Annotated in this window: 24 protein-coding genes; 20 read left to right on the top strand and 4 right to left on the bottom strand. The window is 49.6% G+C overall.

Annotated elements, in window-relative coordinates; translation table 11 throughout:
* The 17 genes from infB (at position 1) to EDM56_RS03450 (ending at position 18,451) form a co-directional block, all read left to right on the top strand.
* Positions 1-2,589, top strand: a complete 2,589-nt coding sequence (gene infB / locus EDM56_RS03530; protein WP_122916497.1) for a translation initiation factor IF-2 — start codon at positions 1-3, stop codon at positions 2,587-2,589.
* Complete coding sequence (locus tag EDM56_RS03525) at positions 2,589-2,870, top strand: DUF503 domain-containing protein (RefSeq protein WP_122916496.1); 282 nt, start codon at positions 2,589-2,591, stop codon at positions 2,868-2,870. Before infB ends, EDM56_RS03525 begins: the two co-directional genes overlap by 1 nt.
* 32 nt (positions 2,871-2,902) lie before the next feature.
* Positions 2,903-3,274 carry a 30S ribosome-binding factor RbfA gene (gene rbfA, locus EDM56_RS03520; RefSeq protein ID WP_122916717.1) on the top strand — a complete coding sequence of 124 codons (372 nt, stop codon included), beginning with the start codon at positions 2,903-2,905 and terminating at the stop codon, positions 3,272-3,274.
* Positions 3,261-4,262: a DHH family phosphoesterase gene (locus tag EDM56_RS03515; RefSeq protein ID WP_246009242.1), complete on the top strand. Its 1,002-nt coding sequence runs from the start codon at positions 3,261-3,263 to the stop codon at positions 4,260-4,262. The genes rbfA and EDM56_RS03515 overlap by 14 nt, the downstream gene beginning before the upstream one ends.
* Positions 4,255-5,178, top strand: a complete 924-nt coding sequence (truB, locus tag EDM56_RS03510) for a tRNA pseudouridine(55) synthase TruB (RefSeq protein WP_122916494.1) — start codon at positions 4,255-4,257, stop codon at positions 5,176-5,178. Before EDM56_RS03515 ends, truB begins: the two co-directional genes overlap by 8 nt.
* A gap of 2 nt (positions 5,179-5,180) precedes the next feature.
* The gene (locus tag EDM56_RS03505) at positions 5,181-6,122 is read left to right on the top strand and encodes a bifunctional riboflavin kinase/FAD synthetase (RefSeq protein WP_122916493.1); all 942 of its coding nucleotides are present in this window, start codon (positions 5,181-5,183) and stop codon (positions 6,120-6,122) included.
* A 140-nt stretch (positions 6,123-6,262) separates the two neighbouring features.
* The gene (gene rpsO / locus EDM56_RS03500; protein ID WP_122916492.1) at positions 6,263-6,532 is read left to right on the top strand and encodes a 30S ribosomal protein S15; all 270 of its coding nucleotides are present in this window, start codon (positions 6,263-6,265) and stop codon (positions 6,530-6,532) included.
* A gap of 158 nt (positions 6,533-6,690) precedes the next feature.
* Complete coding sequence (locus EDM56_RS03495; RefSeq protein WP_122916491.1) at positions 6,691-8,820, top strand: polyribonucleotide nucleotidyltransferase; 2,130 nt, start codon at positions 6,691-6,693, stop codon at positions 8,818-8,820.
* Between the two features lie 145 nt (positions 8,821-8,965).
* A complete protein-coding gene (locus tag EDM56_RS03490; protein WP_122916490.1) occupies positions 8,966-9,946 on the top strand; it encodes a polysaccharide deacetylase family protein in 981 nt (326 codons plus the stop codon).
* A gap of 127 nt (positions 9,947-10,073) precedes the next feature.
* A complete protein-coding gene (locus tag EDM56_RS03485; RefSeq protein WP_122916489.1) occupies positions 10,074-11,330 on the top strand; it encodes a M16 family metallopeptidase in 1,257 nt (418 codons plus the stop codon).
* 85 nt (positions 11,331-11,415) lie between these two features.
* On the top strand, positions 11,416-11,682 hold the full coding sequence (locus tag EDM56_RS03480; protein WP_122916488.1) for a YlmC/YmxH family sporulation protein: 267 nt from the start codon (positions 11,416-11,418) through the stop codon (positions 11,680-11,682).
* A gap of 141 nt (positions 11,683-11,823) precedes the next feature.
* A complete protein-coding gene (gene dpsA, locus EDM56_RS03475) occupies positions 11,824-12,726 on the top strand; it encodes a dipicolinate synthase subunit DpsA (protein ID WP_122916487.1) in 903 nt (300 codons plus the stop codon).
* Positions 12,723-13,319: a dipicolinate synthase subunit B gene (locus tag EDM56_RS03470; RefSeq protein WP_122916486.1), complete on the top strand. Its 597-nt coding sequence runs from the start codon at positions 12,723-12,725 to the stop codon at positions 13,317-13,319. The genes dpsA and EDM56_RS03470 overlap by 4 nt, the downstream gene beginning before the upstream one ends.
* A gap of 34 nt (positions 13,320-13,353) precedes the next feature.
* Positions 13,354-14,394 (top strand): aspartate-semialdehyde dehydrogenase, encoded by a 1,041-nt coding sequence (locus EDM56_RS03465; protein WP_122916485.1) that lies wholly within the window; start codon positions 13,354-13,356, stop codon positions 14,392-14,394.
* Between the two features lie 12 nt (positions 14,395-14,406).
* On the top strand, positions 14,407-15,630 hold the full coding sequence (gene dapG, locus EDM56_RS03460; protein WP_122916484.1) for an aspartate kinase: 1,224 nt from the start codon (positions 14,407-14,409) through the stop codon (positions 15,628-15,630).
* A 47-nt stretch (positions 15,631-15,677) separates the two neighbouring features.
* Complete coding sequence (dapA, locus tag EDM56_RS03455) at positions 15,678-16,544, top strand: 4-hydroxy-tetrahydrodipicolinate synthase (RefSeq protein ID WP_122916716.1); 867 nt, start codon at positions 15,678-15,680, stop codon at positions 16,542-16,544.
* Between the two features lie 230 nt (positions 16,545-16,774).
* The gene (locus EDM56_RS03450; RefSeq protein WP_122916483.1) at positions 16,775-18,451 is read left to right on the top strand and encodes a ribonuclease J; all 1,677 of its coding nucleotides are present in this window, start codon (positions 16,775-16,777) and stop codon (positions 18,449-18,451) included.
* Between the two features lie 95 nt (positions 18,452-18,546).
* Here the strand turns inward: EDM56_RS03450 and EDM56_RS32035 are convergent, their stop codons facing one another.
* The 3 genes from EDM56_RS32035 to thrC form a co-directional block, all read right to left on the bottom strand.
* Entirely contained in the window at positions 18,547-18,678 is a 132-nt protein-coding gene (locus EDM56_RS32035; RefSeq protein WP_281274937.1) for a hypothetical protein, read from the bottom strand.
* 26 nt (positions 18,679-18,704) lie between these two features.
* Positions 18,705-18,974: a hypothetical protein gene (locus tag EDM56_RS03445; protein ID WP_122916482.1), complete on the bottom strand. Its 270-nt coding sequence runs from the start codon at positions 18,972-18,974 to the stop codon at positions 18,705-18,707.
* Positions 18,975-19,156: 182 nt separating this feature from the next.
* A complete protein-coding gene (gene thrC / locus EDM56_RS03440; protein ID WP_122916481.1) occupies positions 19,157-20,404 on the bottom strand; it encodes a threonine synthase in 1,248 nt (415 codons plus the stop codon).
* Positions 20,405-20,552: 148 nt separating this feature from the next.
* Between thrC and EDM56_RS03435 the strand changes: the two genes are divergently transcribed.
* Positions 20,553-21,446, top strand: coding sequence for a LysR family transcriptional regulator (locus EDM56_RS03435; RefSeq protein ID WP_122916480.1), 894 nt, complete (start codon positions 20,553-20,555; stop codon positions 21,444-21,446).
* A gap of 65 nt (positions 21,447-21,511) precedes the next feature.
* On the opposite strand, the gene EDM56_RS03430 is transcribed toward EDM56_RS03435, so the two are convergent.
* The gene (locus tag EDM56_RS03430) at positions 21,512-21,739 is read right to left on the bottom strand and encodes a hypothetical protein (protein ID WP_122916479.1); all 228 of its coding nucleotides are present in this window, start codon (positions 21,737-21,739) and stop codon (positions 21,512-21,514) included.
* A 183-nt stretch (positions 21,740-21,922) separates the two neighbouring features.
* Between EDM56_RS03430 and EDM56_RS03425 the strand changes: the two genes are divergently transcribed.
* Entirely contained in the window at positions 21,923-22,711 is a 789-nt protein-coding gene (locus tag EDM56_RS03425; protein ID WP_122916478.1) for a ClpP family protease, read from the top strand.
* Positions 22,708-22,938: a YlzJ-like family protein gene (locus EDM56_RS03420; protein ID WP_122916477.1), complete on the top strand. Its 231-nt coding sequence runs from the start codon at positions 22,708-22,710 to the stop codon at positions 22,936-22,938. Before EDM56_RS03425 ends, EDM56_RS03420 begins: the two co-directional genes overlap by 4 nt.
* Positions 22,939-22,961: the final 23 nt, after the last annotated feature.

The raw sequence follows: 22,961 nt of genomic DNA, 5'->3' as shown, positions 1-22,961 counted from the left end.
ATGAAAACACGCGTGTACGAATACGCCAAAAAACATAATATGAGCAGTAAGGAAATCTTGAATTTGCTTAAAAGGCTAAACATAGATGTATCGAACCACATGAGCATCATGGATCAGGAAATGGTGGATAAGATAGAGCAGCATATGGCTAAATTAAGAGCAACAGCTCGGACCGGCAGTGAAAAAACCGCCAGTGAACCGAGTGCCGCTGTCAAGCCGAGACCACCGCAGGTTTCCCAGTCTCAGCCTCAGCCGCAACAAAGCGGTCAAAGCAATCGTTCTCAACAGCAAAGTGGACACAATAGTAAGCCGCAACAAAATCAAGGTGGTCAGGGCTCTAGGCCACAGCAGGGCGGACAAGGCAGTCATTCTGGCAGACAGCAAGGGAACGCCCAGCAGGATCGACGACCGGGGGGAGGCGGGCGACCGCAAGCCGGTGAACGACCAGATCGATCCAATGCATCAGGCGCTTTTGAACAGCGCTCAAATCAACAAAAAACACAGGGGAAAAACCAATTGAGAAAATCAAACGACAATAAAAACCACACCGCAAAGCCGACGAACCAAGCCAAGGCGAACATTCAGCCGACTACGGCTGTTGAAGAAATCGACAACAACACAGCAGCAGCACCGGCTGAAGATTTTGAGGACAAAGTGAAAATTCCCGCAAAGGTTGGATTGGAAAAGCGGGAAAAAATCAAGAAAAATCCTGGCGTAAAGAAAAGCTTCGAAGACAACAAAAAATCGCCAACCTTTAACAAAGGCCAAAACAACCGTAACCAAAACAACAGAAGAGGCCATTCCACTCCGCCGCCACAGCAACGTCCACAACTGGAACCGCCATCAAAGATCGTGTTTACCGAATCTTTGACAGTAGGGGAACTGGCGAAAAAGCTGCGCAAAGAGCCGGCTGAAATCATCAAAAAGCTGTTTAGTCTGGGCATCATGGCGACGATCAACCAAGATTTGGATAAAGATACAATCGAATTGATCTGCAGCGAATACAACGTTGAAGTAGAAGAGAAGATCGTCATCGACGAGACCAACTTCGAAACGATTGAAGAAGTGGATCAGCCACAAGACTTGCAAGAGCGTCCGCCGGTTGTCACCATCATGGGTCACGTTGACCACGGGAAAACCACTTTGCTTGACGCCATTCGCTCTACCAACGTAGTAGCTGGCGAGGCAGGCGGGATCACGCAGCATATCGGAGCGTACCAAGTAGAAATCAAAGGGAAGAAAATCACGTTCTTGGATACGCCTGGTCACGCGGCGTTTACCACGATGCGTGCGCGCGGTGCGCAAATCACCGACATCACCATTCTGGTTGTTGCAGCGGATGACGGCGTTATGCCACAAACCGTGGAAGCGATCAGCCATGCCAAAGCTGCGAATGTGCCGATTATCGTAGCGGTGAACAAGATCGACAAAGAAAACGCCAACCTCGACCGCATCAAGCAAGAGCTGACCGAGTACGGTCTGGTAGCGGAAGAGTGGGGCGGCGAAACGATTTTCTGCCCACTTTCTGCAAAACAGCGCAAAGGGATCGAAGAACTGCTCGAGTACATCCTGCTTGTCGCGGAAGTACAAGAACTGAAAGCGAACCCGAACAAACGTGCCCGCGGTACGGTTATCGAGGCCGAGCTGGATAAAGGGAAAGGACCTGTTGCTCGCGTTTTGGTTCAACACGGTACGCTGAAAATCGGTGACCCAATCGTTGTCGGCGCTGCATTTGGCCGCGTGCGTGCAATGGTCAACGATAAAGGCAGAAGAATTAAAGAAGCAGGACCATCTACACCGATCGAGATTACCGGTCTGAATGATGTGCCGCAAGCAGGCGATCAGTTCATGGTCTTTGAAGATGAGAAAAAAGCCCGTGCAATCGGGGAAGTGCGTGCATCCAAGCTGCGCGAATCCGAGCGCCGTGCCAATACCCGCGTATCGCTGGACGATTTGTTCCAACATATCCAGGAAGGCGATATCAAGGAATTGAACCTGATCATCAAAGGGGACGTACAAGGTTCCGTCGAAGCACTTCGCGGATCGTTGGAGAAAATCGATGTGAACGGTACCCGCATCAAGATCATTCATACAGGTGCAGGCGCGATCACGGAATCGGATATCACGCTGGCAAATGCCTCCAACGCGATCGTGATCGGTTTCAACGTGCGTCCTGAACCGAATGCACGCAACATGGCGGAGCAAGAGCAAATCGACATCCGTCTGCACCGCGTCATTTACAACGTCATCGAAGAAATCGAATCCGCCTTGAAAGGAATGTTGGATCCGGTTTACAAAGAGTCCATCATCGGTCAAGCGGAGATTCGCCAAGTATTCAAGATTTCCAAAGTCGGTAACATCGCTGGTTCGTACGTCTTGGAAGGCAAGCTGAGCCGTGATGCAGGCGCTCGTCTGATCCGCGAAGGCGTCGTCATTTACGAAGGCAAGCTGGATACGCTCAAACGTTTCAAAGACGATGCCAAAGAAGTCGCAGCCGGTTACGAATGCGGGTTTACATTGGATAAGTTTAACGATATTAAAGAGGGCGACATTGTGGAAGCCTTCGTAATGGTAGAAGTCAAACAATAATGGTTGGGACTGTGCGTTTGGAGCTGCATATCGCACACAGCCAAAGTTTGAAAGACAAACGTGCGGTTGTGAAAAGCCTCATTTCACAACTGCGCAACAAATTTAATGTGTCGGCGGCGGAAACCGCCTATCTGGAGCAGTGGCAGCGTACCGAAATAGTGGTCGCTGCCGTTGACAATGAAATGGCGTTTTTGCAAAAAGAGCTCAATGCCGTCGTGCGGTTGGTGGAAATCGCTCCCGGCGTGGAGTTGATTGCCGTTGATACAGATTACTGCGACTGAGGCGGATAACAAGAGGTGAATGCCGCATGGGGATGAACAAAACACGCACCAATCGCGTGGGTGAAGAAATTAAAAAAGAATTGAGTCTGCTACTGCAACGGGGCATGAAAGACCCGCGGATCGGATTCGTAACGGTTACAGGGGTAGAGGTGACTTCTGATCTGCAGCAGGCAAAGGTGTACATCAGCGTGTTCGGTTCTGCTGAACAGCGCAGCGATAGCCTGGCCGGTCTGCAAAAAGCAAAAGGGTTCCTGCGCACGGAAATCGGTCGTCGCATCAAGCTGCGCCATGTGCCGGACCTTGTCTTCAAACTGGATGAATCCATCGATTACGGCAACAAGATTGAAACCATCCTGCGCGAAATCTCCACACCTGAAGGAGATGCCAAGCATGAGCAAGAATGACTATCAGCTCGCTCTGAAGGCTGCTGGGGCGTTCATGCATGAATCCGAACGTTTTCTGGTTATATCCCATGTCAATCCTGATGGCGATACGACCAGTTCGGTTCTTGCCTGCGCCTTGTTGCTTGAGCAGCTGGGAAAAACATATGTGATTGTCAATGAAGGGGAGACGCCAGCTAAATTCGGGTATCTCCCTCGTTTTTCGCATATCCGGAATTTGCAAAAAGATGAAGTGGCGGAGCGGTTTTCCCACGTAATCGCGATCGACGCTGCAGATTCCAAGCGAATGGGGAATGTTCGTTATTTGTTTAACGATGATGCACGCATCCTCAATATCGACCATCATCCGACGAACGATGAGTTCGGGAATGTGAACGTCATTCGTACCGATGCTGCAGCTGCTGCTGAAATCATGTATGAGCTTGCGGTCGCGAATGATTTTACACTCAATCCGGAATTAGCCGTTTGCTTCTACACTGGACTTTTGACGGACACAGGAGGCTTCCGCTACTCTAACACCTCTCCGAATGTGCTCAAGATCGCTTCGGAGCTGCTTCAATACGGCTTGAAGCCAGGAGAGCTTGCAGAGCGATGCTTGGAGGAGACGACGCTTGAACATATGCTCCTGTTGCGCCGTTCGTTGCAGTCGCTTGCCATCACGCATAGGAAGCAGGTCGCTTCGCTGAAAGTGACGCGCGAGGATTTGCAAACGACAGGTGCCTCCAGCGAGGATGCGGGCGGATTCGTGAACCATTGCCGCAATATCGAGGGTGTGGAAGTGGGCGTGTCCTTTTTTGAAACGGAGGCAGGTCATGTGAAAGTGAGTCTACGCTCGCGAAGCCGCGTGGATGTTGCTGAAATCGCTAAACAGCTAGGAGGCGGCGGTCATGCGCGCGCTGCAGGCTGCACGCTGACAGTTTCGATTGACGAGGCCGAGCGTGTGGTGTACGGAAAATTACGTGAAGCGCTTGGAGTCGATTCGGATGAGTAATGTCAACGGAGTCATCGTCATAAACAAAGATGCGGGAATGACGTCGCACGATTGCGTCATGCGAGTTCGCCGGCTGCTCGGGCAAAAGAAATCGGGGCACACGGGCACGCTTGACCCCGACGTAACTGGCGTTCTGCCCATCTGCTTGGGGCAGGGGACGCGCATCGTCGAATATTTGCAGGAGCTGCCAAAGGCATATGAAGTGACGATGCGAATCGGCAGTACGACGACGACCGAAGATGCGAGCGGCGAGGTCATTGAGGAGCAGAAGATTGCCGAGGGAAGCATCACTCGCGAGCAGCTTGAAGAAGTATTCGCACGTTTTTTGGGAGAAATCGAACAGGTGCCGCCGATGTATTCAGCCGTAAAGGTGAACGGCAAGCGCCTGTATGATCTCGCCCGCGAAGGAATTGTGATCGAGCGGCAGGCGCGAAAAGTGAAAATTTATGATTTTGTGTTTCACGGTTTTCAGCATGCGGATGATGGCTATGACGTTTCGTTTCTTTGCCGCTGCTCGAAAGGGACATACATACGCACACTATGTGTTGACATGGGCGCCGCATTGGGATATCCTGCCCACATGGCACGCCTTATTCGGGTGGAAAGCGGACCGTTTCGTTTGGAACAGGCCGTGACCATCGAGCAGTTGGAAGCTGCTGTTGAGGCGGGAACAAGTGCGGATTTGATCATACCGGTCGCCGACGCGCTCAGCTTTTTGCCGAGCTATGAGGTTGCGCCTGCGCGTAAAAAAGCGGTCTTGAACGGACTGGAAACCGCGCTGCCGGGCTGCAAAGAGTCGGAAGGCAGCCTGATCAGACTGCTGTCGGAGGGTCAACTTCTGGGCTTGCATCGCATCGCCGCCAATTCGCGTGGATTGGTTGCCAAACCAGAAAAAGTTTTTCAGGGTGAGGTGTAAGGATGAGAACCATAGAGCTTGCGTATCCGCTGCCGCAAACGATCGAATTTGAGCCGTGCGCGCTTGCGATCGGTTATTTTGACGGCGTCCATCTTGGACATAGCCGTGTGATCCAGAAGGCGATGGATGTCGCTCATCAAAAGGAACTGAAAAGTGCAGTCATGACATTTGATCCGCATCCGCGCGAAGTGCTGGGACGCTCAGGTTATACGCGGTATTTGACGCCGCTCGATGAAAAATTGGAGCAGTTCGAGAAGCTGGGTGTCGACATTGTTTATGTGATGAAGTTTGACATTCCGTTTTCATCGATCTATCCGGAGGAATTTATCAACGAATGCCTTCTCCCTTTGCAATGCCGGCATGTCGTAGTTGGCTTCGATTACACGTTTGGCTATCGTGGAACAGGCACTGCGCAAACGTTGCAGGAGATGAGCGCTGGGCGCTACGGAATGGACATCGTGGGTCCGGTCAATCGCCTGGGCGAGAAGGTTAGCAGCACCATCATACGTGAATATCTTCACAATGGTGATGTGGAGCAAGCGCGCCATCTGCTCGGCCGTCCTTATAAGGTGAAGGGCGTTGTTGTACACGGTGACAAGCGTGGTCGCACGATTGGTTTTCCTACAGCCAACGTCGCGGTAGATAAGCCGTATCTTATCGGCAAAAATGGCGTATATGGCGTACGGATACATGTCGGAGGCAAAACATATTACGGCGTCATGAACATTGGTATCAAACCGACATTTGAGCTAGAGAAGAAAGAAAAGTCGCTCGAGGTCCACATGTTCGATTTCCATGACACCATCTATGGGGAGCGCGTCGAGGTGGAGCTGTTGTTTATGCTGCGCGATGAGCAAAAATTCGCCGGTGTTGATCCGCTGATTGCCCAAATCAAAAAGGACGTTGCCGAGGCAAAGGAAAAGCTGGCCACGCAACGCTATTAAATTTTATCCATGGGACTTTGCTTTTCACAATTCTATGTGCTATAATTCGAGTGTTGTATAAATTTAACCACAGCTTGGCTGACCGACTCTCACCGGCGGCAGACTCGGCTGATGGGGATACTAATAGGAGGTGAGTCTCGATGGCATTGACAGCTGAACGCAAAACTCAACTGATTCAAGAGTATCGTACTCATGAAAATGACACTGGTTCGCCAGAAGTTCAAATTGCAATCTTGACCGAAAACATCAACAATTTGAACGCACATCTTCGCACACACAAGAAAGATCACCACAGCCGTCGTGGTCTTTTGAAAATGGTAGGACAACGCCGTAACCTGTTGGGCTACCTGAAAGATTCTGACGTAGCGCGTTACCGTACGCTTGTTGACAAACTCGGTCTGCGTCGTTAATCAGAGGTTGATTGAAAAAGCGGGAATTTCCCGCTTTTTCTTTTACGTGCGTTTCTTTTTTTGCTGAGGAATTTTACGTTTTCCCTTAGCAGGAAATAATACATAAAAGTAGAAAAAAATTATGTTACACATTGTTTGTAAGGAGGGCTGCTAAGTACATGGAAGAACAGGTACGTACATATGAATTTGAGCTGGCAGGCCGAACGCTGAAACTGGAGTTTGGCAAGATCGCGAAGCAAGCGCAAGGTTCTGTTCTCGTTCGTTACGGCGATACAGCAATCTTGTCCGCTGTCACAGTATCGAAAGAACCAAAGCCGCTCGATTTCTTTCCGTTGACGGTCAATTATGAAGAGCGTTTGTATGCAGTAGGAAAAATCCCAGGCGGTTTCATCAAACGGGAAGGACGTCCAAGCGAAAAAGCAATTTTGGCGAGCCGCTTGATCGACCGTCCAATCCGCCCGCTGTTCCCAGAAGGGTTCCGCAATGACGTTCAAGTCGTCAACACCGTATTGTCGGTGGATCAAGACTGCTCTCCGGAAATCGCGGCGATGATCGGTACTTCCGCAGCGCTAAGCGTTTCCGAAATTCCGTTTAACGGACCGATCGCGGGTGTGATAGTAGGCCGCATCGATGGCAAGCTGATCATTAACCCAACGGTTGCGGAAGCAGAAGCGAGCGACGTGCATTTGACCGTTGCGGGAACATACGATGCCATCAACATGGTTGAAGCTGGCGCAAACGAAGTTCCAGAGGAAGTCATGCTCGAGGCGATCATGTATGGTCACAGCGTGATCCAAAAGCTAGTTGAGTTCCAAAACAAGATCCAAAGCGAAATCGGTAAGCAAAAAATGAACGTGGTCCTGCATGCGGTCGATCCTGAGATCAATGCTGCCGTTCGTGATTTTGCTGAAGCGAAATTGAAAGAAGTCATCCGTATCGAAGAGAAGCAAGCTCGCTACGATGCGATTGATACGGTCAATGCCGAGACACAAGAGCACTTTGCTGAGATCTATCCAGAGCAAAAAGGCGTGATTTCGGAGATTTTGCACGACATCTTGAAAGAAGAAGTGCGCCGCTTGATCACCCATGAAAAAATTCGTCCGGATGGACGAGCTTTGGAAGAGATTCGTCCGATCTCCTGCGAGGTTGGCATTTTGTCCCGTACACACGGTTCCGGCCTGTTCACGCGCGGACAAACGCAAGCGCTCAGCGTGTGCACGCTTGGGGCACTCGGTGATGTGCAAATCCTCGATGGCTTGGGCCTCGAAGAATCCAAGCGCTTCATGCACCATTACAATTTCCCGCCGTACAGCGTAGGGGAAGCGAGACCGCTCCGCCCGCCTGGACGACGCGAAATCGGTCATGGTGCGTTGGGTGAGCGCGCGATTGAGCCGATCATTCCATCTGAAATCGAATTCCCATATACGATCCGCCTCGTATCTGAGGTAGTCGAGTCGAACGGTTCGACGTCTCAGGCATCCATTTGCGCAAGCGTGCTTGCACTTATGCAAGCAGGTGTGCCGATCAAAGCTCCGGTAGCAGGTATTGCCATGGGCTTGATCATGGATGACAAAGGCGAGAAATTCTCCATTTTGAGCGATATCCAAGGGATGGAAGACCATCTTGGCGATATGGACTTCAAAGTGGCGGGTACAGCAAACGGCGTCACCGCGCTGCAAATGGACATCAAGATCGAAGGAATTAACCGCGAGATCCTTGAGCAGGCGCTGACACAAGCGAAAAAAGGCCGTATGCACATCTTGGGCAAAATGCTTGACGTCATTTCCGAGCCGCGTAAAGAGCTGTCTCCATACGCGCCGAAGATCATGACAATGAGCATCAACCCGGATAAAATCCGCGATGTCATCGGACCACAAGGCCGCATCATCAACAAAATCATCGAAGAAACAGGCGTCAAAATTGATATCGAGCAAGATGGCCGCATCTTCATCGCATCGGTTAGCGCTGAAGCCAACCTGCGCGCGAAACAGATCATCGAAGATCTGGTGCGTGAAGTGGCGGTTGGACAAACCTATCTCGGTACGGTGAAACGCGTGGAAAAATACGGTGCCTTCATCGAACTGTTCGCAGGCAAAGAAGGTCTGTGCCATATTTCCCAGCTTGCAGAAGAGCGCGTAGCTAAGACTGAAGATGTTGTAGCTGTAGGCGACAAGATCATGGTCAAAGTCACCGAAATCGATGAACAAGGCCGCGTCAACCTTTCCCGCAAAGCCGTGCTGAAAGAGCAAGCAGCCGCAGCGGCAGCAGCGGAACCAAAAGCTGAATAAATGAAAAGCAAAAAAGCTTGGTCACATGAAGAACCTCTTCGCGTACACAAGCTTTTTCTTTTTACTTCTATCTGTTTTCCCTCTCTCATATGGTGAAGTAGTAGACAAACTGACAGGTACTGTTTGGGATGAGGGGAGCTTCGGGATGAAGAAAAAACCGTATGCCATGTTGCTCGTGACAGGCTTTTGGGCACTGGTCCTGGTGCAACTGCTCAGTTCGGCTCCAGTGGAACATTACGTGCAAACGGTCAAGCATCAGGCAACTAAAGTGGATCGGGTAGTAACCCGTGAAGAGGAATTACGCAACATGATTGAAGGTTGGCGGTCGACGATGGAAATAAAGCCCATAAACGCTTCCTATGACGAATCGTGGAAGGCCGCAGTTCCTGGCTATAACGGCCGCTCAATCGATATGGAAGCATCGATCATACAAATGAAGATGACGGGCAAAACAACCCAGGATCAATTGATCTTTAAGGAAGTGGAGCCGGATGTATCCCTAGAAGAGGTGGGGGTGTTCCCCATTTATCGCGGCAATCCAGAAAAGCCGGCGATTTCCTTTATGATCAATGTCGCGTGGGGCAACGAATACTTGGATTCCATCCTAAAAACGTTGGAAGCCAACCAAATCAAAACAACCTTTTTTCTCGATGGCTCATGGGTACGCCGCAATCCGGAGCTTGCAAAGAAAATCGCTTCCTACGGGCATGAGATTGGCAATCATGCCTATTCGCATCCCGATATGAAGTACATGAGCGATTATCAAATTCGCCAGGAAATCGGGAAGACGCAGCAAATTATTGAAAAAACGTTGGGGATCAAACCAAACCTTTTTGCTCCACCCTCTGGCTCTTTCTCCTCGCAAGTGGTCAAGATCGCCAAGAATGATTTTCAGATGAAGACGATCATGTGGAGTGCGGATACGATCGACTGGATGAAGCCTTCGCCGGATGTTGTGATTCGCCGCATCGACGCAAAAATGGGGAAGGGAGTCATGGTTTTGATGCACCCGACAGCCGCAACCGCGCAAAGCCTTCCTGCTTTGATCAAAATGGCGAAGCAAAGAGGGCTGACACCTACCACCGTGTCAGAGGTCATTTCAAGCAAACGGATCGATACGCCGTAAGAACCACGGAGTGTTGAGAAGCCCATTGAAGTTTGCTATAGTTAGACATGTTCTATCTATACATAACTGAAATTGGCATAATCGGATATGCGAGGCCATTGGCCCATATCATAGAGGAGGATTCTATGTGATACAACGATATACATGCGAAAATGGCGTACGCATCGTCACTGAAAAAATTTCTTCTGTCCGTTCCGTTGCTTTGGGTATCTGGGTTGGCACAGGTTCCAAATTCGAGCGTGAAGCGAACAATGGGATTTCTCACTTTTTGGAGCATATGTACTTCAAAGGGACCAAGACGCGCACAGCCAAGCAAATCGCCGAGGCATTCGACGAAATTGGCGGCAATGTGAATGCGTTTACCTCGAAAGAGTACACGTGCTACTATGCACGCATTCTAGATACACACGCTCCGATCGCGCTGGATATTCTTTCCGACATGTATTTTAATTCGGTGTTCGATGCCGAAGAGCTGGAAAAAGAGAAGAACGTCGTCATTGAAGAGATCAGCATGTACGAGGACACGCCAGATGATCTGGTGCATGATCTGATCGCGCGCGCCTGCTATGGCGATCATCCGCTCGGATATTCCATTCTTGGCACTGAAGACGTGCTGCGCAGCTTGCGAAGAGACGATCTGCTTGATTATGTGGAGAAGCATTACATACCAGAACAAACCGTGATCACCGTCGCTGGAAACTTTGACGATCGTCTGATCGAGGAGATTAAGCAGAGGTTCTCCACCTTTACTCGTCAGGGCTCTGTACACGAACTGACGGTTCCACAGTTTGTAGGCAGAACGATCACCCATCACAAAGCGACTGAGCAAGCGCATTTTTGCCTCTCGCTCCCAGGGTACCAAGTGGGGCATGAAGAAATCTATTCGTTGATCTTGCTGAACAATGTATTAGGAGGCAGCATGAGCTCCCGCCTGTTCCAGGAAATCAGGGAAGAGCGAGGCTTGGCTTATTCCGTCTATTCTTACCATTCCGCTTACCAAGAAGCCGGTACATTCACCGTGTATACTGGCACGGCGCCTGAGCATGTGGGCAAAGTGTTCGATATCGTGACGAATGTGCTGCACGACATCAGCGAAAAAGGAATCACAGCACAAGAGTTGAACAAAGGCAAGGAGCAGCTGAAAGGGAGCCTCATGCTGAGCCTCGAATCGACGAATAGCCGGATGAGCCGCCTGGGGAAAAATGAACTTCTCCTTGGACGCCATCTGAGCTTGGACGAGATCATCGCACGGATCGACAAAGTCAACCATGACTCGATTTTGCAGGTTGCCCGCGACTTGTTCCGCTCGCCGCTCGGTATCGCCATGGTTAGCCCACTGGATGCGCTGCCTACTAATATCAATAGTACGATTTTGGTTCCATAGTGAATCGGCGAACAATCGGAAAAACCCGGCATAGACCGGGTTTTTTTTCGTATAGTGTAGCAAACTCAAAAGGGGGACGAATCATATGCGGTTAAGCGAGTTGTGCCGAAAAGAAATCATCGAAATGAATAACGGTGAGAAAATGGGGAACATCGCTCACTCCGACTTGGAAATCAATCCGGCTACGGGTGAAATCCACTCCATCTTGCTTCCCTTGTCCTCCTCCTTTTGGCGATTTTCCAAAAAGAAAACCGATCTCGTGATTCCCTGGAAATCCATATATAAAATCGGGCCGGAAATGATCATTGTCGCCCTTCATCCGAGCCAAAATGTAATTGCAGAACGTGAATAAGGCGATTGTCACCGAACGTACCCAAAGCGAATAGGATGGGGGTAGACCACAACTTTTTAATGTGATTTTCTTTACGAACGGGAAAAACCTTTGCGTTGTGAGGTTTTTTTGCAGTAAAATGTGTGGAAAGGGGAACACAGCATGCTAACGGGGATACATGTTGCTTTCATCGGTGGGGATGCCCGCCAGATTGAAGTCATCAAAAAATGCATTCAGCTGGATGCAATCGTTACATTGATCGGCTTCGATAATCTGGAGAGTATCTTCACGGGAGCAACCAAAAAACCATTAACATGCGATGTGTTAAAAGACGTTGACGCACTGATTTTACCCATTGTCGGGACAGACGACAAAGGATTTGTGGAGAGCATCTTCTGCTCGAAACAGCTCCAGTTTCTCAATACACATGCCGCTTCATTGAAGAAGGATTGTGTCGTCTATACAGGCATGGCCAAACCATATCTCAGACAGCTGTTAGCCGACCAGGAAATTAAGCTGGTCGAACTGTTAAGTCGCGATGATGTAGCCATCTACAACTCCATTCCGACTGTGGAAGGAGCGCTGATGATGGCGATCCAGAATACGGATTTCACCATTCACGGCTCGCAGGTTATTGTGTTGGGATTTGGTCGGGTCGGTATGTCGATGGCCAGAACGCTGGATGCGTTAGGCGCGCGTGTCAGGGTAGGTGTCAAACGTCCGGAGCACATAGCACGTATATATGAAATGGGCATTCAGCCCTTTCATCTGGATGAGCTGAAGCAGCAGGTCGGGAATGTCGATATCCTCTTTAACACGATCCCGCAGTTGATCGTGACAGCAGATGTAATCGCTCAGATGACCCAAACCTCCTTGATCATTGATTTAGCCTCAAAACCTGGAGGAACTGATTTTCGCTTTGCGGAAAAAAGAGGAATGAAAGCGCTCCTCGCACCTTCTTTGCCTGGAATTGTTGCGCCGCGAACCGCAGGACAGATTATAGCCAACACATTGTCCCGCCTGATAGCCGAACAAACCAGCATCCAAAAGGAGGAATCCGTATGAGCGACCTGCAGGGTAAAACGATTGGTTTCGGATTATCCGGCTCGCATTGCACGTTTGAAGAAACGATGCCGCAAATTCAGCGGCTCAAAGATGCAGGAGCACGTGTTATTCCGATTGTTTCCAATACACTGATGACGACTGACACCCGGTTCGGGACATCGGCATCATGGCAGCAAAAGTTGCGGGATTTGACTGGCGAAGAGCTGATCTCCACCATTCCCGCCGCGGAACCGCTCGGACCGTCCAAACTGCTCGATGTGATGGTGATCGCACCGTGCACGGGCAGCACCACCAGCCGATTGGCCAATGCCATTACAGATAGCGCTGTGTTAATGGCAGCCAAGGCGACGATGCGGAATTTGAGTCCGTTGGTGCTAGCGATCTCCACGAATGACGGATTGGGCTTGAATGCAGCGAATATCGCGAAACTTTTGGCAGCCAAGAATATTTATTTTGTTCCATTTGGCCAAGATGCGCCAGACAAGAAACCCAACTCGTTGGTGGCACGGATGGAATTGCTAAAAGAGACGTGCGAAGCCGCGCTTGATGGCAAACAGTTACAACCCTTACTTATAGAGAGGTTTAACTACTAATTATTGCTTATACGCGATAGGAGGAGCTTTAGAGATGCAGAACCAGAAAAAGGTGAATGTTGCTGTTGTTGGAGCAACAGGTGCAGTAGGTCAACAAATGATTTCTTTGTTAGAACAGCGTGATTTCCCGATCAATCAACTGAAGCTGCTGGCTTCCGGCCGTTCAGCCGGCAAGACGGTCAAGTTTAAAGGGCAAGATGTTGTGATTGAGGAAGCGACACCGGATAGCTTTGCAGGAGTAGACTATGCGCTCTTCTCTGCTGGCGGTTCGATCAGTAAAGATCTGGCTCCGCACGCCGTACGCCATGGCGCTGTCGTCATCGACAACACGAGTGCTTTCCGCATGGACCCAGAGATACCGCTTGTCGTGCCGGAAGTAAACATGGATGCGGCACACCAACACAAAGGAATCATCGCAAATCCGAACTGCTCCACGATCCAAATGGTCGCAGCTCTGAAGCCTCTCTACGATCGCTTTGGAATTGACCGTATCATCGTTTCCACATACCAAGCCGTTTCCGGTGCTGGGCAGTCTGCAATCAACGAGCTGCAAGAGCAATCACGGGACATCTTGGATGGCAAAGAAGCGAAAGCAAACGTGTTGCCTGTGAGCAAATTGCCAGTGCATCATCAAATCGCTTACAACGCGATCCCGCAAATTGACGTGTTCACAGACAACGGATTCACATATGAAGAAATGAAAATGATCAACGAAACCAAAAAAATTCTCGGCGATGACACAGTGAATGTTTCTGCAACATGCGTGCGCATTCCTGTCATTTATGGTCACAGCGAATCCGTTTATGTTGAGCTGAAACAGGACTACGATCTTGCTGAAGTGAAACAGCTGATCAGCGATGCACCTGGTGTTGTCCTGCAGGATTCGCCAGAAGAACAAGTTTATCCATTGGCAACTGAAGCCACTGGTAAACTGGATGTGTTCGTCGGTCGTGTACGCCGTGACCTGCACCATCCTCGCGGTTTGCACATGTGGATCGTATCTGACAACCTGCTGAAGGGTGCGGCATGGAATACCGTACAAATTGCAGAGGAATTAATTAAAGCACAGCAATAGGAGAGAGGCTCAATGAGAATTCTCGTCCAAAAGTTCGGAGGTTCCTCGCTTACGACGGCGGATTGCCGCAACCGGGCAATCCGGCACATCGAGAGAGCGTTGACAGAAGGGTATTCGCTGGTCGTAGTGGTTTCCGCTATGGGGAGAAAAGGAGAGCCGTATGCGACAGATACGCTCCTTGAGCTCGTTCGCAGCAACGGCAATTCTCTGCCCAAGCGTGAAACGGATATGCTTTTGCACACAGGAGAGATTATTTCTGCAAGTGTGCTTGTAAGCATGCTAAATCAGCGAGGCATCGAGTCCATCATTTTAACGGGCGGACAGGCGAACATTGTGACGACGGATGAATATTCCAACGCACAGATTTTGTCCATCGACGGTTCCCGAATCAAACGGGAACTGGAAGGTGGTAAGGTTGTGGTCGTCCCCGGTTTTCAGGGGCGAACTGAGGATTGGGAAATCACAACATTGGGGCGCGGCGGCAGTGATACGACAGCCACCGCGCTCGGTGTTGCCCTTGAAGCAGAAATGGTGGATATCTTCACTGACGTGGAAGGCATCATGACGGCTGACCCACGGATTGTGGCTGACGCCAAGCCGCTCGACACCGTCACATATACGGAAATTTGCAACATGGCACATCTCGGCGCGAAGGTGATCCACCCGCGTGCTGTTGAAATTGCCATGCAAACAAACGTACCGATTCGCGTCAGGTCTACGTTTTCCGATGACCCCGGAACGTTGGTCACGAGCATTAACGAGCTAAATGACCCTCATCACCATGTGAGGGATCGTCTGGTGGTCGGGATTGCGCATGTGGCCAACATCACGCAAATCAAGGTGTTTGCGAAGGATGGACAATACGACACTCAGCTACAGGTCTTTAAAGCAATGGCGAATCACGGAATCAGCGTCGATTTTATCAATGTAAACCCGCGCGGAGTCGCGTATACTGTCCATGACCAGATGGCCGATAAAGCGACCGCTATTTTGACTGCGATGGATTATGAACCTGTCGTCATGCCTCATTGTGCCAAGGTCTCCGTCATCGGAGCCGGCATTGCCGGTGTCCCAGGTGTCATGGCACAAATCGTAGAAGCTTTAACGAAAGAGGATATTCAAATACTCCAATCAGCCGATTCGCATACAACCATATGGGTGCTTGTGCCCGAAGCGGATATGGCAAAAGCAGTAAGGGCTTTACATCAGCAGTTTAAACTGCATCTGTCACGCTGATCTCTCGGTTCCCGGGTGTTACGCTACCATGAAAGGAATGAATGAAATTGGCACAGTTTGGGCGACTCCTTACCGCCATGGTAACCCCCTTTAACGACCAACTGGAGATCGATTACAAACGAACAGAGCAGTTGATTGATCATTTGTTGGCAAATGGTTCAGACGGTTTGGTTGTTAGCGGAACAACAGGTGAATCACCTACGTTGACAAAAACAGAAAAACTGGAATTGTTCCGGCACGTTGTTTCTTATGTGAACGGACGTTGCCCGGTTATTGCAGGTACGGGCAGCAATGATACCGCATCGAGCATCGAATGTACCAAAGCGGCGGAAGAAACCGGCGTAGATGCGATCATGCTGGTGGCCCCTTATTACAGCCGCACATCCCAAGAAGGGCTGTATCAGCACTTCAAGGCAGTGGCTGAAGCTACCAATCTCCCTGTGATGCTCTACAACGTTCCGGGACGCACTGCGGTCAATATGACGGCTCAAACGACGCTGCGGCTCGCAGAGCTGCCGAATGTCGTTTGCATCAAAGAAGCGTCTGGAAACCTGTCGCAAATTGCAACGATTATTGAACATGCGCCGGAAGGCTTTGAAGTATACAGCGGTGATGATGGCTTGACACTGCCGATCTTGGCAGTGGGAGGAGTCGGACTGGTCAGCGTGGCGAGCCATGTTGTCGGTTCGGAGCTGGCAGACATGATTCATGCGTATTTTGAAAAAGACAACCAGCGTGCGGCATCGCTTCATCGCAAGCTGTTGCCGGTGATGGAGGGCCTGTTTGCTTATCCAAGTCCGACACCTACAAAGGTCGCCTTAGAAAAAATCGGGGTTCCTGTCGGTGGCGTGCGGTTGCCTCTCGTCGAGTTGAACGAACAAGAGCGTGATTTCGTATTCTCTCTCTTCAAATAAGCAAGTAGTGGAAAAGAGCTGTCATCGGGCGGCTCTTTTTTTGTGCAGGGAAGAACAAAATGGCTCTGCCAAAAAGGATAATTTAGCTAATTTTTAAACTCCTTACCGCTGTTTGTGTCAATCCGTTTTTTGCTTGTGTTATCGTTTTGTTTTCGGATATAATGAGGGTAAGTGATTTGGGGCGGTCTTTTGTAATGCAGTAACGCAACGAATTATAGGAGGTTTCTTTTTTGGCAAAGGTTACTAATCGAGTTCTCATTTTCGCACTGGGCGGAGTGGGCGAAATTGGGAAAAATATGTACGTTATCGAGAGCGACGATGATATTGTCGTGATCGATGCGGGTTTGAAATTCCCAGAAGAGGAAATGCTGGGGATTGACATGGTGATTCCCGATATCACCTATTTGCTTGAACATCGGGATCGAGTGCGCGGGATTATCATTACACACGGACACGAGGACCACATTGGCGGTCTGAGCTATGTCTTGAAACACCTGAATGTACCCGTATACGCAACCAAACTCACCTTAGGTCTCATTGATGCAAAATTGAAAGAAGCGGGTATACTAGGGGATACCAAGCGAATCCTGATTAACAGTGAGTCGGAAATTACGCTTGGTTCCATGAAAGCGACGTTCTTCCGTACAAACCATAGTATTCCTGATACCGTGGGCGTATGCGTAGAAACACCAGAAGGTTATGTCGTTCATACCGGTGACTTCAAATTTGACCAGACACCAGTCAATGGACAAGCAGCAGATTTGGCAAAAATGGCTTTGATCGGAGAACGCGGCGTGCTTTGCCTGTTATCCGATTCCACTAATGCCGAGCGTCCGGGCTTTACCGGATCAGAGCGTTCGGTAGGAGAGGCCATCAAGGATGTATTTAACCGTGCACCGGGACGGATTATCGTCTCCACGTTCGCATCAAATGTGCATCGGATTCAGCAAGTGTTCGATGCAGCGATGCTTTTCAACCGAAAAGTAGCTGTAGTGGGCCGGAGCATGGTAAATGTAATTAACATCAGCAAAGACTTGGGCTATCTTCACGTACCGGAAGGCGTTATTGTGGATACGGATGAAATTAACAAGCTCGCTGCTGATCGAGTCGTCATTTTATCAACTGGAAGTCAAGGAGAGCCGATGTCGGCCCTCACACGCATGGCCCGATCCGCCCATCGGAAAGTGGATATCCTTCCAGGGGATACCGTGATAATTGCAGCAACACCGATTCCAGGCAATGAAAAGTACATTTCTCGCACCATCGATCAGCTGTACCGCATCGGCGCAGATGTGATTTATGGCGGTCATGGACCGAGCGGACCAGTACACGTGTCTGGGCACGGAAGTCAGGAAGAGCTGCGTTTAATGCTCAACCTGATGAGACCAAAATATTTCATCCCGGTTCACGGCGAGTATCGCATGCTCAGAATGCATGGGGTCCTAGCGGAACAGGTGGGAGTGCCAGAAGAAAACATTTTCCTGTTGGATAACGGGGATACGGTTGAATTCGCAGGTGGCAAGGCCCGCTATGGTCCGAAAGTGCATTCCGGCAATGTGCTGATCGATGGACTCGGCGTTGGGGATGTTGGAAATATCGTATTGCGCGATCGAAAATTACTGTCTCAGGACGGAATTCTGGTCGTTGTCGTTACGCTTAGCAAACAAAACGGTACGATCCTGTCAGGCCCTGACATCATTTCGCGCGGCTTCGTGTATGTCCGCGAATCGGAAGAACTGTTGGATGAAGCGAATCGTATTGTCACCCAAACACTTGTGAAATGTATGGAAGAAAACGTAAATGAATGGTCATCATTGAAAAATAATGTGAAGGATACATTGGGACGCTACCTTTATGAACAAACGCGTCGTCGCCCAATGATTTTGCCGATCATTATGGAAGTGTGACTGTAATAGAAGCCGGACCGAATCAGGTCCGGTTTTTTATATTATGTATGAAAAGAAGCATCCGGACGTGGTGCAATCCAGATGCTTCTAAAGATTTATTTGATTCGTGCGTATTCGGAAACTTGTGCGGCTACGTCAATCAAGGCTTCGAATCCCATGAAAGTTTGGTAACCGATCATTGGTAGTGCGAATGCGAAAAGCAATACCTCTCCGATAATTTTAAACATTGTGTTTTCCTCCTTGTTAGTTAAAGTTAGGGATGGAAAAACAATGCTAAAGGGTATGGATCACCATCTAGATCGGAGCGAATCGTTAAAGCATGATACAAAGGTGCAAGTGACGGATAGCGCTCAACCAGAACCGGGTTGATGTTCTTTTCAAACGCCTGTTTCAGCTCAAGCGTATTACGGGACGCAGAAATTTGCACCCGACCGATCACGATGAAAGGAGCAACCGCACCACAAAGGAAGACAAACCACGAGATGACCTCGTCAAAACTTACGTATAGCAAAAGATCTTCCATGACGAGTCACCTCCCTTCCTGTTGTGGTTCCTAGTGTACACCCGGACAAAGCGTATAGGCAATACGTAAAAGTTTTTTTATAGTATACGAATTGTGTTAGGAAAAGTTTCACCCAAAGTGAAAAACCTGTCGGAATAGGCTTTTTCGCGTGTTGGGAAAAGGATAATAAAGAGAAATAAAATTTAAGTCGATGAAGGATTTAGTGTGCTATTTTGGATCGTTCGCTGAAAACGGCCAGGTGTTTCTCCGAGGTGGTACTGGTAGAGGGTGTCCGTATCTTTCAGCATGTTTCCGGTCAGAATGCAGAGGGCAGACTCCTCTTTATCGATGACGTTTGATTCGATTAGTGCACGCAGCCCGGCGATCGTGGCGGCAGAAGCCGGTTCACAGCCGATTCCGGATTGATCAACCATCGCTTTTGCATCCAAAATTTCCACGTCAGAGACCGCGATTGTCACCCCATTTGTGGCTTCAATCATGCGCAGTGCTTTTTTCCAGCTGGGCGGATTCCCGATGTTGAGCGCGGAGGCAACCGTTTGCGGCGACAGTTCGGGCTCTAATGCATCAAGCTTTTGCACGACCATTCGGTGAAAAGGGCTCGCGCCAACGGCTTGCACGATCGCAACCCGGGGGAGCTTATCGATGAAACCGAGCGTGTAGAGATCGTGAAGCCCTTTTCCCAAGGCGGTCGCATTGCTTAAAGCTCCGCCTGGTACTACGATCCAATCGGGCAGCTTCCATTCCAGCGTTTGAGCGATTTCATAAATAATGCTTTTTTGCCCTTCAATTCGCATCGGGTTAACAGAATTGCACACATATAGACCGAGTTCTTCTGCGTGATCGCGCAAAAAGCGAATCCCGTCATCGTATGTGCCGTCAAACCGGATCACGTTAGCACCGTAGGCCAACGTCTGTAATACTTTGTTTTGCGAGATGCGGTTTTGCGGAACGTACACGTAAGACTCGCCGCCTGCAAGCGCTGCATACATCGCTAGCGACGATGAGGTGTTTCCGGTCGAACTGCACGCGAATCGGGAAAATCCGAGGGAACGTCCGTGCGACACCGCAACTGTCATTCCGTTATCTTTGAAGGAACCACTTGGGTTTTCACTCTGTGCTTTCACATAAAGCTGTTGAATGCCCGTATATTCTTGGAGTTTTACTGGTGTGTACAGGCCGGTGTTGCCTTCATATTTGGTCGTGATGAAACGATCCTCCAGTTCAGGGAAAATCAGTTCTTTGTACCGCCAGACCCCGCTTGCGAACGGTGTTGTTCGCAAGGATAGCCTTTGAGTAAAAACGTGCTTCAGTTGTTCGGAATCAATGCGGCTAAAATCATGAACCACTTCAAGCAGTCCTCCACATTTGCAAGTAAATGTATTGGTAGAGGCGGGCATTTCTTTTTGACAATCGATACAGACGAACTTCATGTTCGATCGAACCTCCCGTTATCGCGTTTTCGTTGTATTCTGACAGATGCAAGCTTAGAATAAGGGAGACCGGAACATAAATCGAATACCGTTTCTTTAGGGAATGATCAGAAAAACTGATGAATGGTCAATGCGAAGGAGTATACCGATGAATTTATATGCGCTTCGCCTTTTTTATCATGTCGCAAAAAAGGGCAGTGTCACGCGGGCGGCAGAGGATCTTCGGATCAGCCAGCCGGCAGTCACAGGACAAATCCGGAATCTAGAAACGGAATTGGAACTTCAGCTGCTAGCTCCAAAAGGCAGAGGAATCGTGCTGACGGAAGCAGGGGAAATGCTTGCAGCACAGGCGGAGCGGCTGTTTTCACTGGAAGCGGAAATGGGGCAAATGGTAAACACGTACAAACAGGGGAAACTGGGCAAAATTACGATCGCTGCGACTTATATGCCGGCGAATTTTTTACTTCCCGGGTGGCTTGCGTCCTTCCAGAAGCAAAATCGAAGGATTGAGGTTAGCTTGATCACTTGCAATGCCAAGACCGCGATTGAACATCTACTGCAATACAAGGCTGATGTCGCGGTGATCGGCGGTGGAGAAATGTTGTCCGACACAAATCGTGAGGAGCTGTATGAGGATGAGTTTGTGTTCATCGTCCCGAAGGATCATAAGTTTGCACAAAGAGAGGTGACGCTGGAGGAGCTGCTGAAAGAGCCGTTTGTGTTGCGGGAGGAAGGCAGTTCGACGCGCGAGCAGCTGCTGGCACTGTGCAATGCCCAGAGAGTCAGCATGCCGCTTGCCGCGATTCTGTGCAATGGACTGCACGAAACGATTCGCGCGGTCATGGCAGGATACGGCGCGGCACTCGTATCTGCGATGGAGGCAAGCGAGTCGATTCAACGTCATGATGTGGCTCAGGTGACGGTATCGCATCTTTGCCTGAAAAATCCCGTGACGCTGCATACGCGCAAACAGGACACACTGACACCGGCCGCGCAAAAAGCCGTAAGCCATCTTATCCAAATGCGCAATTCAGGTCCGTAAGATGGAAACGAAGCAATGAGAAAAGCCGAACCTCATGTTTGCGAGAAGTTCGGCTTTTTCATTTCTTACCGGTACTGCTGCTGTTGTTGTTGGTGCTGGTCACCAACCTCGATGCTCTGCAGTTTCCCCTTCACTTTTTCGGTTTGGATCTGATAATCCTTTATCACTTCTGTTAAAACAGCCACCGATTCTTTCAGTTCATCATTGCTACTGATATGGTCGATTGCCCGGTGGATATGCATGATCTTGTCTTCGGTGGTTCTAAGGAACTCGACCAATTGCATGCCGTTCATGACTGTTCACCTCAATTCGTTTATTACTAATGTGTTTCTTTGAATCAGGGGATATGCATGCAGTTGTTGCCGGGAGCATCAGGAGTGAAAAAACAAGCTGCATTGATAGGGTGCCCAAATGTGGAGGTGCATTATTTCTGGCAGGCAATCCATACTATGTAGGACAGCAAAGGAGGTACCTACATGCCGAACAATGAGTTCCCGCCGCACCTAAACACCTCGCATCCAATGAATCGTCAAGGTCAGGAGCAGCCGCAACAGCCTGCAACAACCGATGAAGGAGCTGGCACTGACGATTCCAAGAAACGTATTCTTGATTCCATTACACAGCTTGGGCAAACAAATGTGCCACAGCTGGAAAGCAATATTTACTGCCTGACCATCATTGGTCAAGTGGAGGGGCACATCCAGCTACCTCCTCAAAACAAAACGACGAAATATGAGCATCTGATCCCGCAATTGGTAGCTGCCGAGCAAAATTCCAAGATTGAAGGCGTGCTCGTCATTTTGAATACGGTAGGCGGTGACGTGGAAGCTGGGCTGGCATTGGCCGAAATCATTTCCTCCCTTTCGAAGCCGGTTGTGACGCTCGTATTGGGCGGTGGACACAGTATCGGGGTGCCGATCGCGGTATCGGGCGATTACTCGATGATCACGGAAACGGCAACGATGACGATTCATCCGATTCGCTTGACGGGATTGGTGATCGGCGTTCCACAAACGTTTGAATATCTGGATAAAATGCAGGATCGTGTTGTCCAATTCGTTTCGAGGCATTCCAATATCACGGAAGAGCAGTTCAAAGACTTGATGCTGCGCACTGGAGAGTTGAGTCGCGATATCGGGACGAATGTAATCGGCGCGGATGCGGTCAAGTACGGGCTGATTGATGAAGTGGGGGGCTTGGGCAGAGCGTTGGCAAAGCTGAACGAACTGATTGCGAAGCGCAAAGAGGAGAAGATTCTGCAATGATCATGTATACGACGATGCCGCTGGAATATATTTTTGAAAACCAGGAAGCTGTGGATGAGCAGAAAGTGCAAGAGCTTACGTTTGGCGATGTTACGATGATGGTTGAATCAACCGGAACGTTTGAAGGGAAAATCATTCGCCTCATCAGCCCCAATCCGCAAGATTATTTGAATCCGCGCTTTGCACCAGGCCAAAAAATTTATTTTCGGCCGGACTTGGGTGGATAAAAAAGGAGCTGCGGCAAAACGAA

Source organism: Brevibacillus fluminis (assembly GCF_003710825.1).
GTDB classification, from domain to species: domain Bacteria; phylum Bacillota; class Bacilli; order Brevibacillales; family Brevibacillaceae; genus Brevibacillus_D; species Brevibacillus_D fluminis.
Note: the sequence above shows the minus strand (reverse complement) of the source record. Positions and strands in the feature narration are given on the sequence as shown.

Coding starts and splice junctions, on each gene's coding strand:
- EDM56_RS03525 (WP_122916496.1), top strand. CDS start 2,589: ATGGTTGGGACTGTGCGTTTGGAGCTGCATATCGCACACAGCCAAAGT.
- EDM56_RS32035 (WP_281274937.1), bottom strand. CDS start 18,678: ATGTTTAAAATTATCGGAGAGGTATTGCTTTTCGCATTCGCACTACCA.
- EDM56_RS03470 (WP_122916486.1), top strand. CDS start 12,723: ATGAGCGACCTGCAGGGTAAAACGATTGGTTTCGGATTATCCGGCTCG.
- EDM56_RS03505 (WP_122916493.1), top strand. CDS start 5,181: ATGAGAACCATAGAGCTTGCGTATCCGCTGCCGCAAACGATCGAATTT.
- EDM56_RS03430 (WP_122916479.1), bottom strand. CDS start 21,739: ATGAACGGCATGCAATTGGTCGAGTTCCTTAGAACCACCGAAGACAAG.
- dapG (WP_122916484.1), top strand. CDS start 14,407: ATGAGAATTCTCGTCCAAAAGTTCGGAGGTTCCTCGCTTACGACGGCG.
- EDM56_RS03515 (WP_246009242.1), top strand. CDS start 3,261: ATGAGCAAGAATGACTATCAGCTCGCTCTGAAGGCTGCTGGGGCGTTC.
- rbfA (WP_122916717.1), top strand. CDS start 2,903: ATGAACAAAACACGCACCAATCGCGTGGGTGAAGAAATTAAAAAAGAA.
- EDM56_RS03445 (WP_122916482.1), bottom strand. CDS start 18,974: ATGGAAGATCTTTTGCTATACGTAAGTTTTGACGAGGTCATCTCGTGG.
- EDM56_RS03425 (WP_122916478.1), top strand. CDS start 21,923: ATGCCGAACAATGAGTTCCCGCCGCACCTAAACACCTCGCATCCAATG.
- EDM56_RS03490 (WP_122916490.1), top strand. CDS start 8,966: ATGAAGAAAAAACCGTATGCCATGTTGCTCGTGACAGGCTTTTGGGCA.
- rpsO (WP_122916492.1), top strand. CDS start 6,263: ATGGCATTGACAGCTGAACGCAAAACTCAACTGATTCAAGAGTATCGT.
- EDM56_RS03465 (WP_122916485.1), top strand. CDS start 13,354: ATGCAGAACCAGAAAAAGGTGAATGTTGCTGTTGTTGGAGCAACAGGT.
- EDM56_RS03435 (WP_122916480.1), top strand. CDS start 20,553: ATGAATTTATATGCGCTTCGCCTTTTTTATCATGTCGCAAAAAAGGGC.
- EDM56_RS03480 (WP_122916488.1), top strand. CDS start 11,416: ATGCGGTTAAGCGAGTTGTGCCGAAAAGAAATCATCGAAATGAATAAC.
- dpsA (WP_122916487.1), top strand. CDS start 11,824: ATGCTAACGGGGATACATGTTGCTTTCATCGGTGGGGATGCCCGCCAG.
- EDM56_RS03495 (WP_122916491.1), top strand. CDS start 6,691: ATGGAAGAACAGGTACGTACATATGAATTTGAGCTGGCAGGCCGAACG.
- infB (WP_122916497.1), top strand. CDS start 1: ATGAAAACACGCGTGTACGAATACGCCAAAAAACATAATATGAGCAGT.
- truB (WP_122916494.1), top strand. CDS start 4,255: ATGAGTAATGTCAACGGAGTCATCGTCATAAACAAAGATGCGGGAATG.
- thrC (WP_122916481.1), bottom strand. CDS start 20,404: ATGAAGTTCGTCTGTATCGATTGTCAAAAAGAAATGCCCGCCTCTACC.
- EDM56_RS03420 (WP_122916477.1), top strand. CDS start 22,708: ATGATCATGTATACGACGATGCCGCTGGAATATATTTTTGAAAACCAG.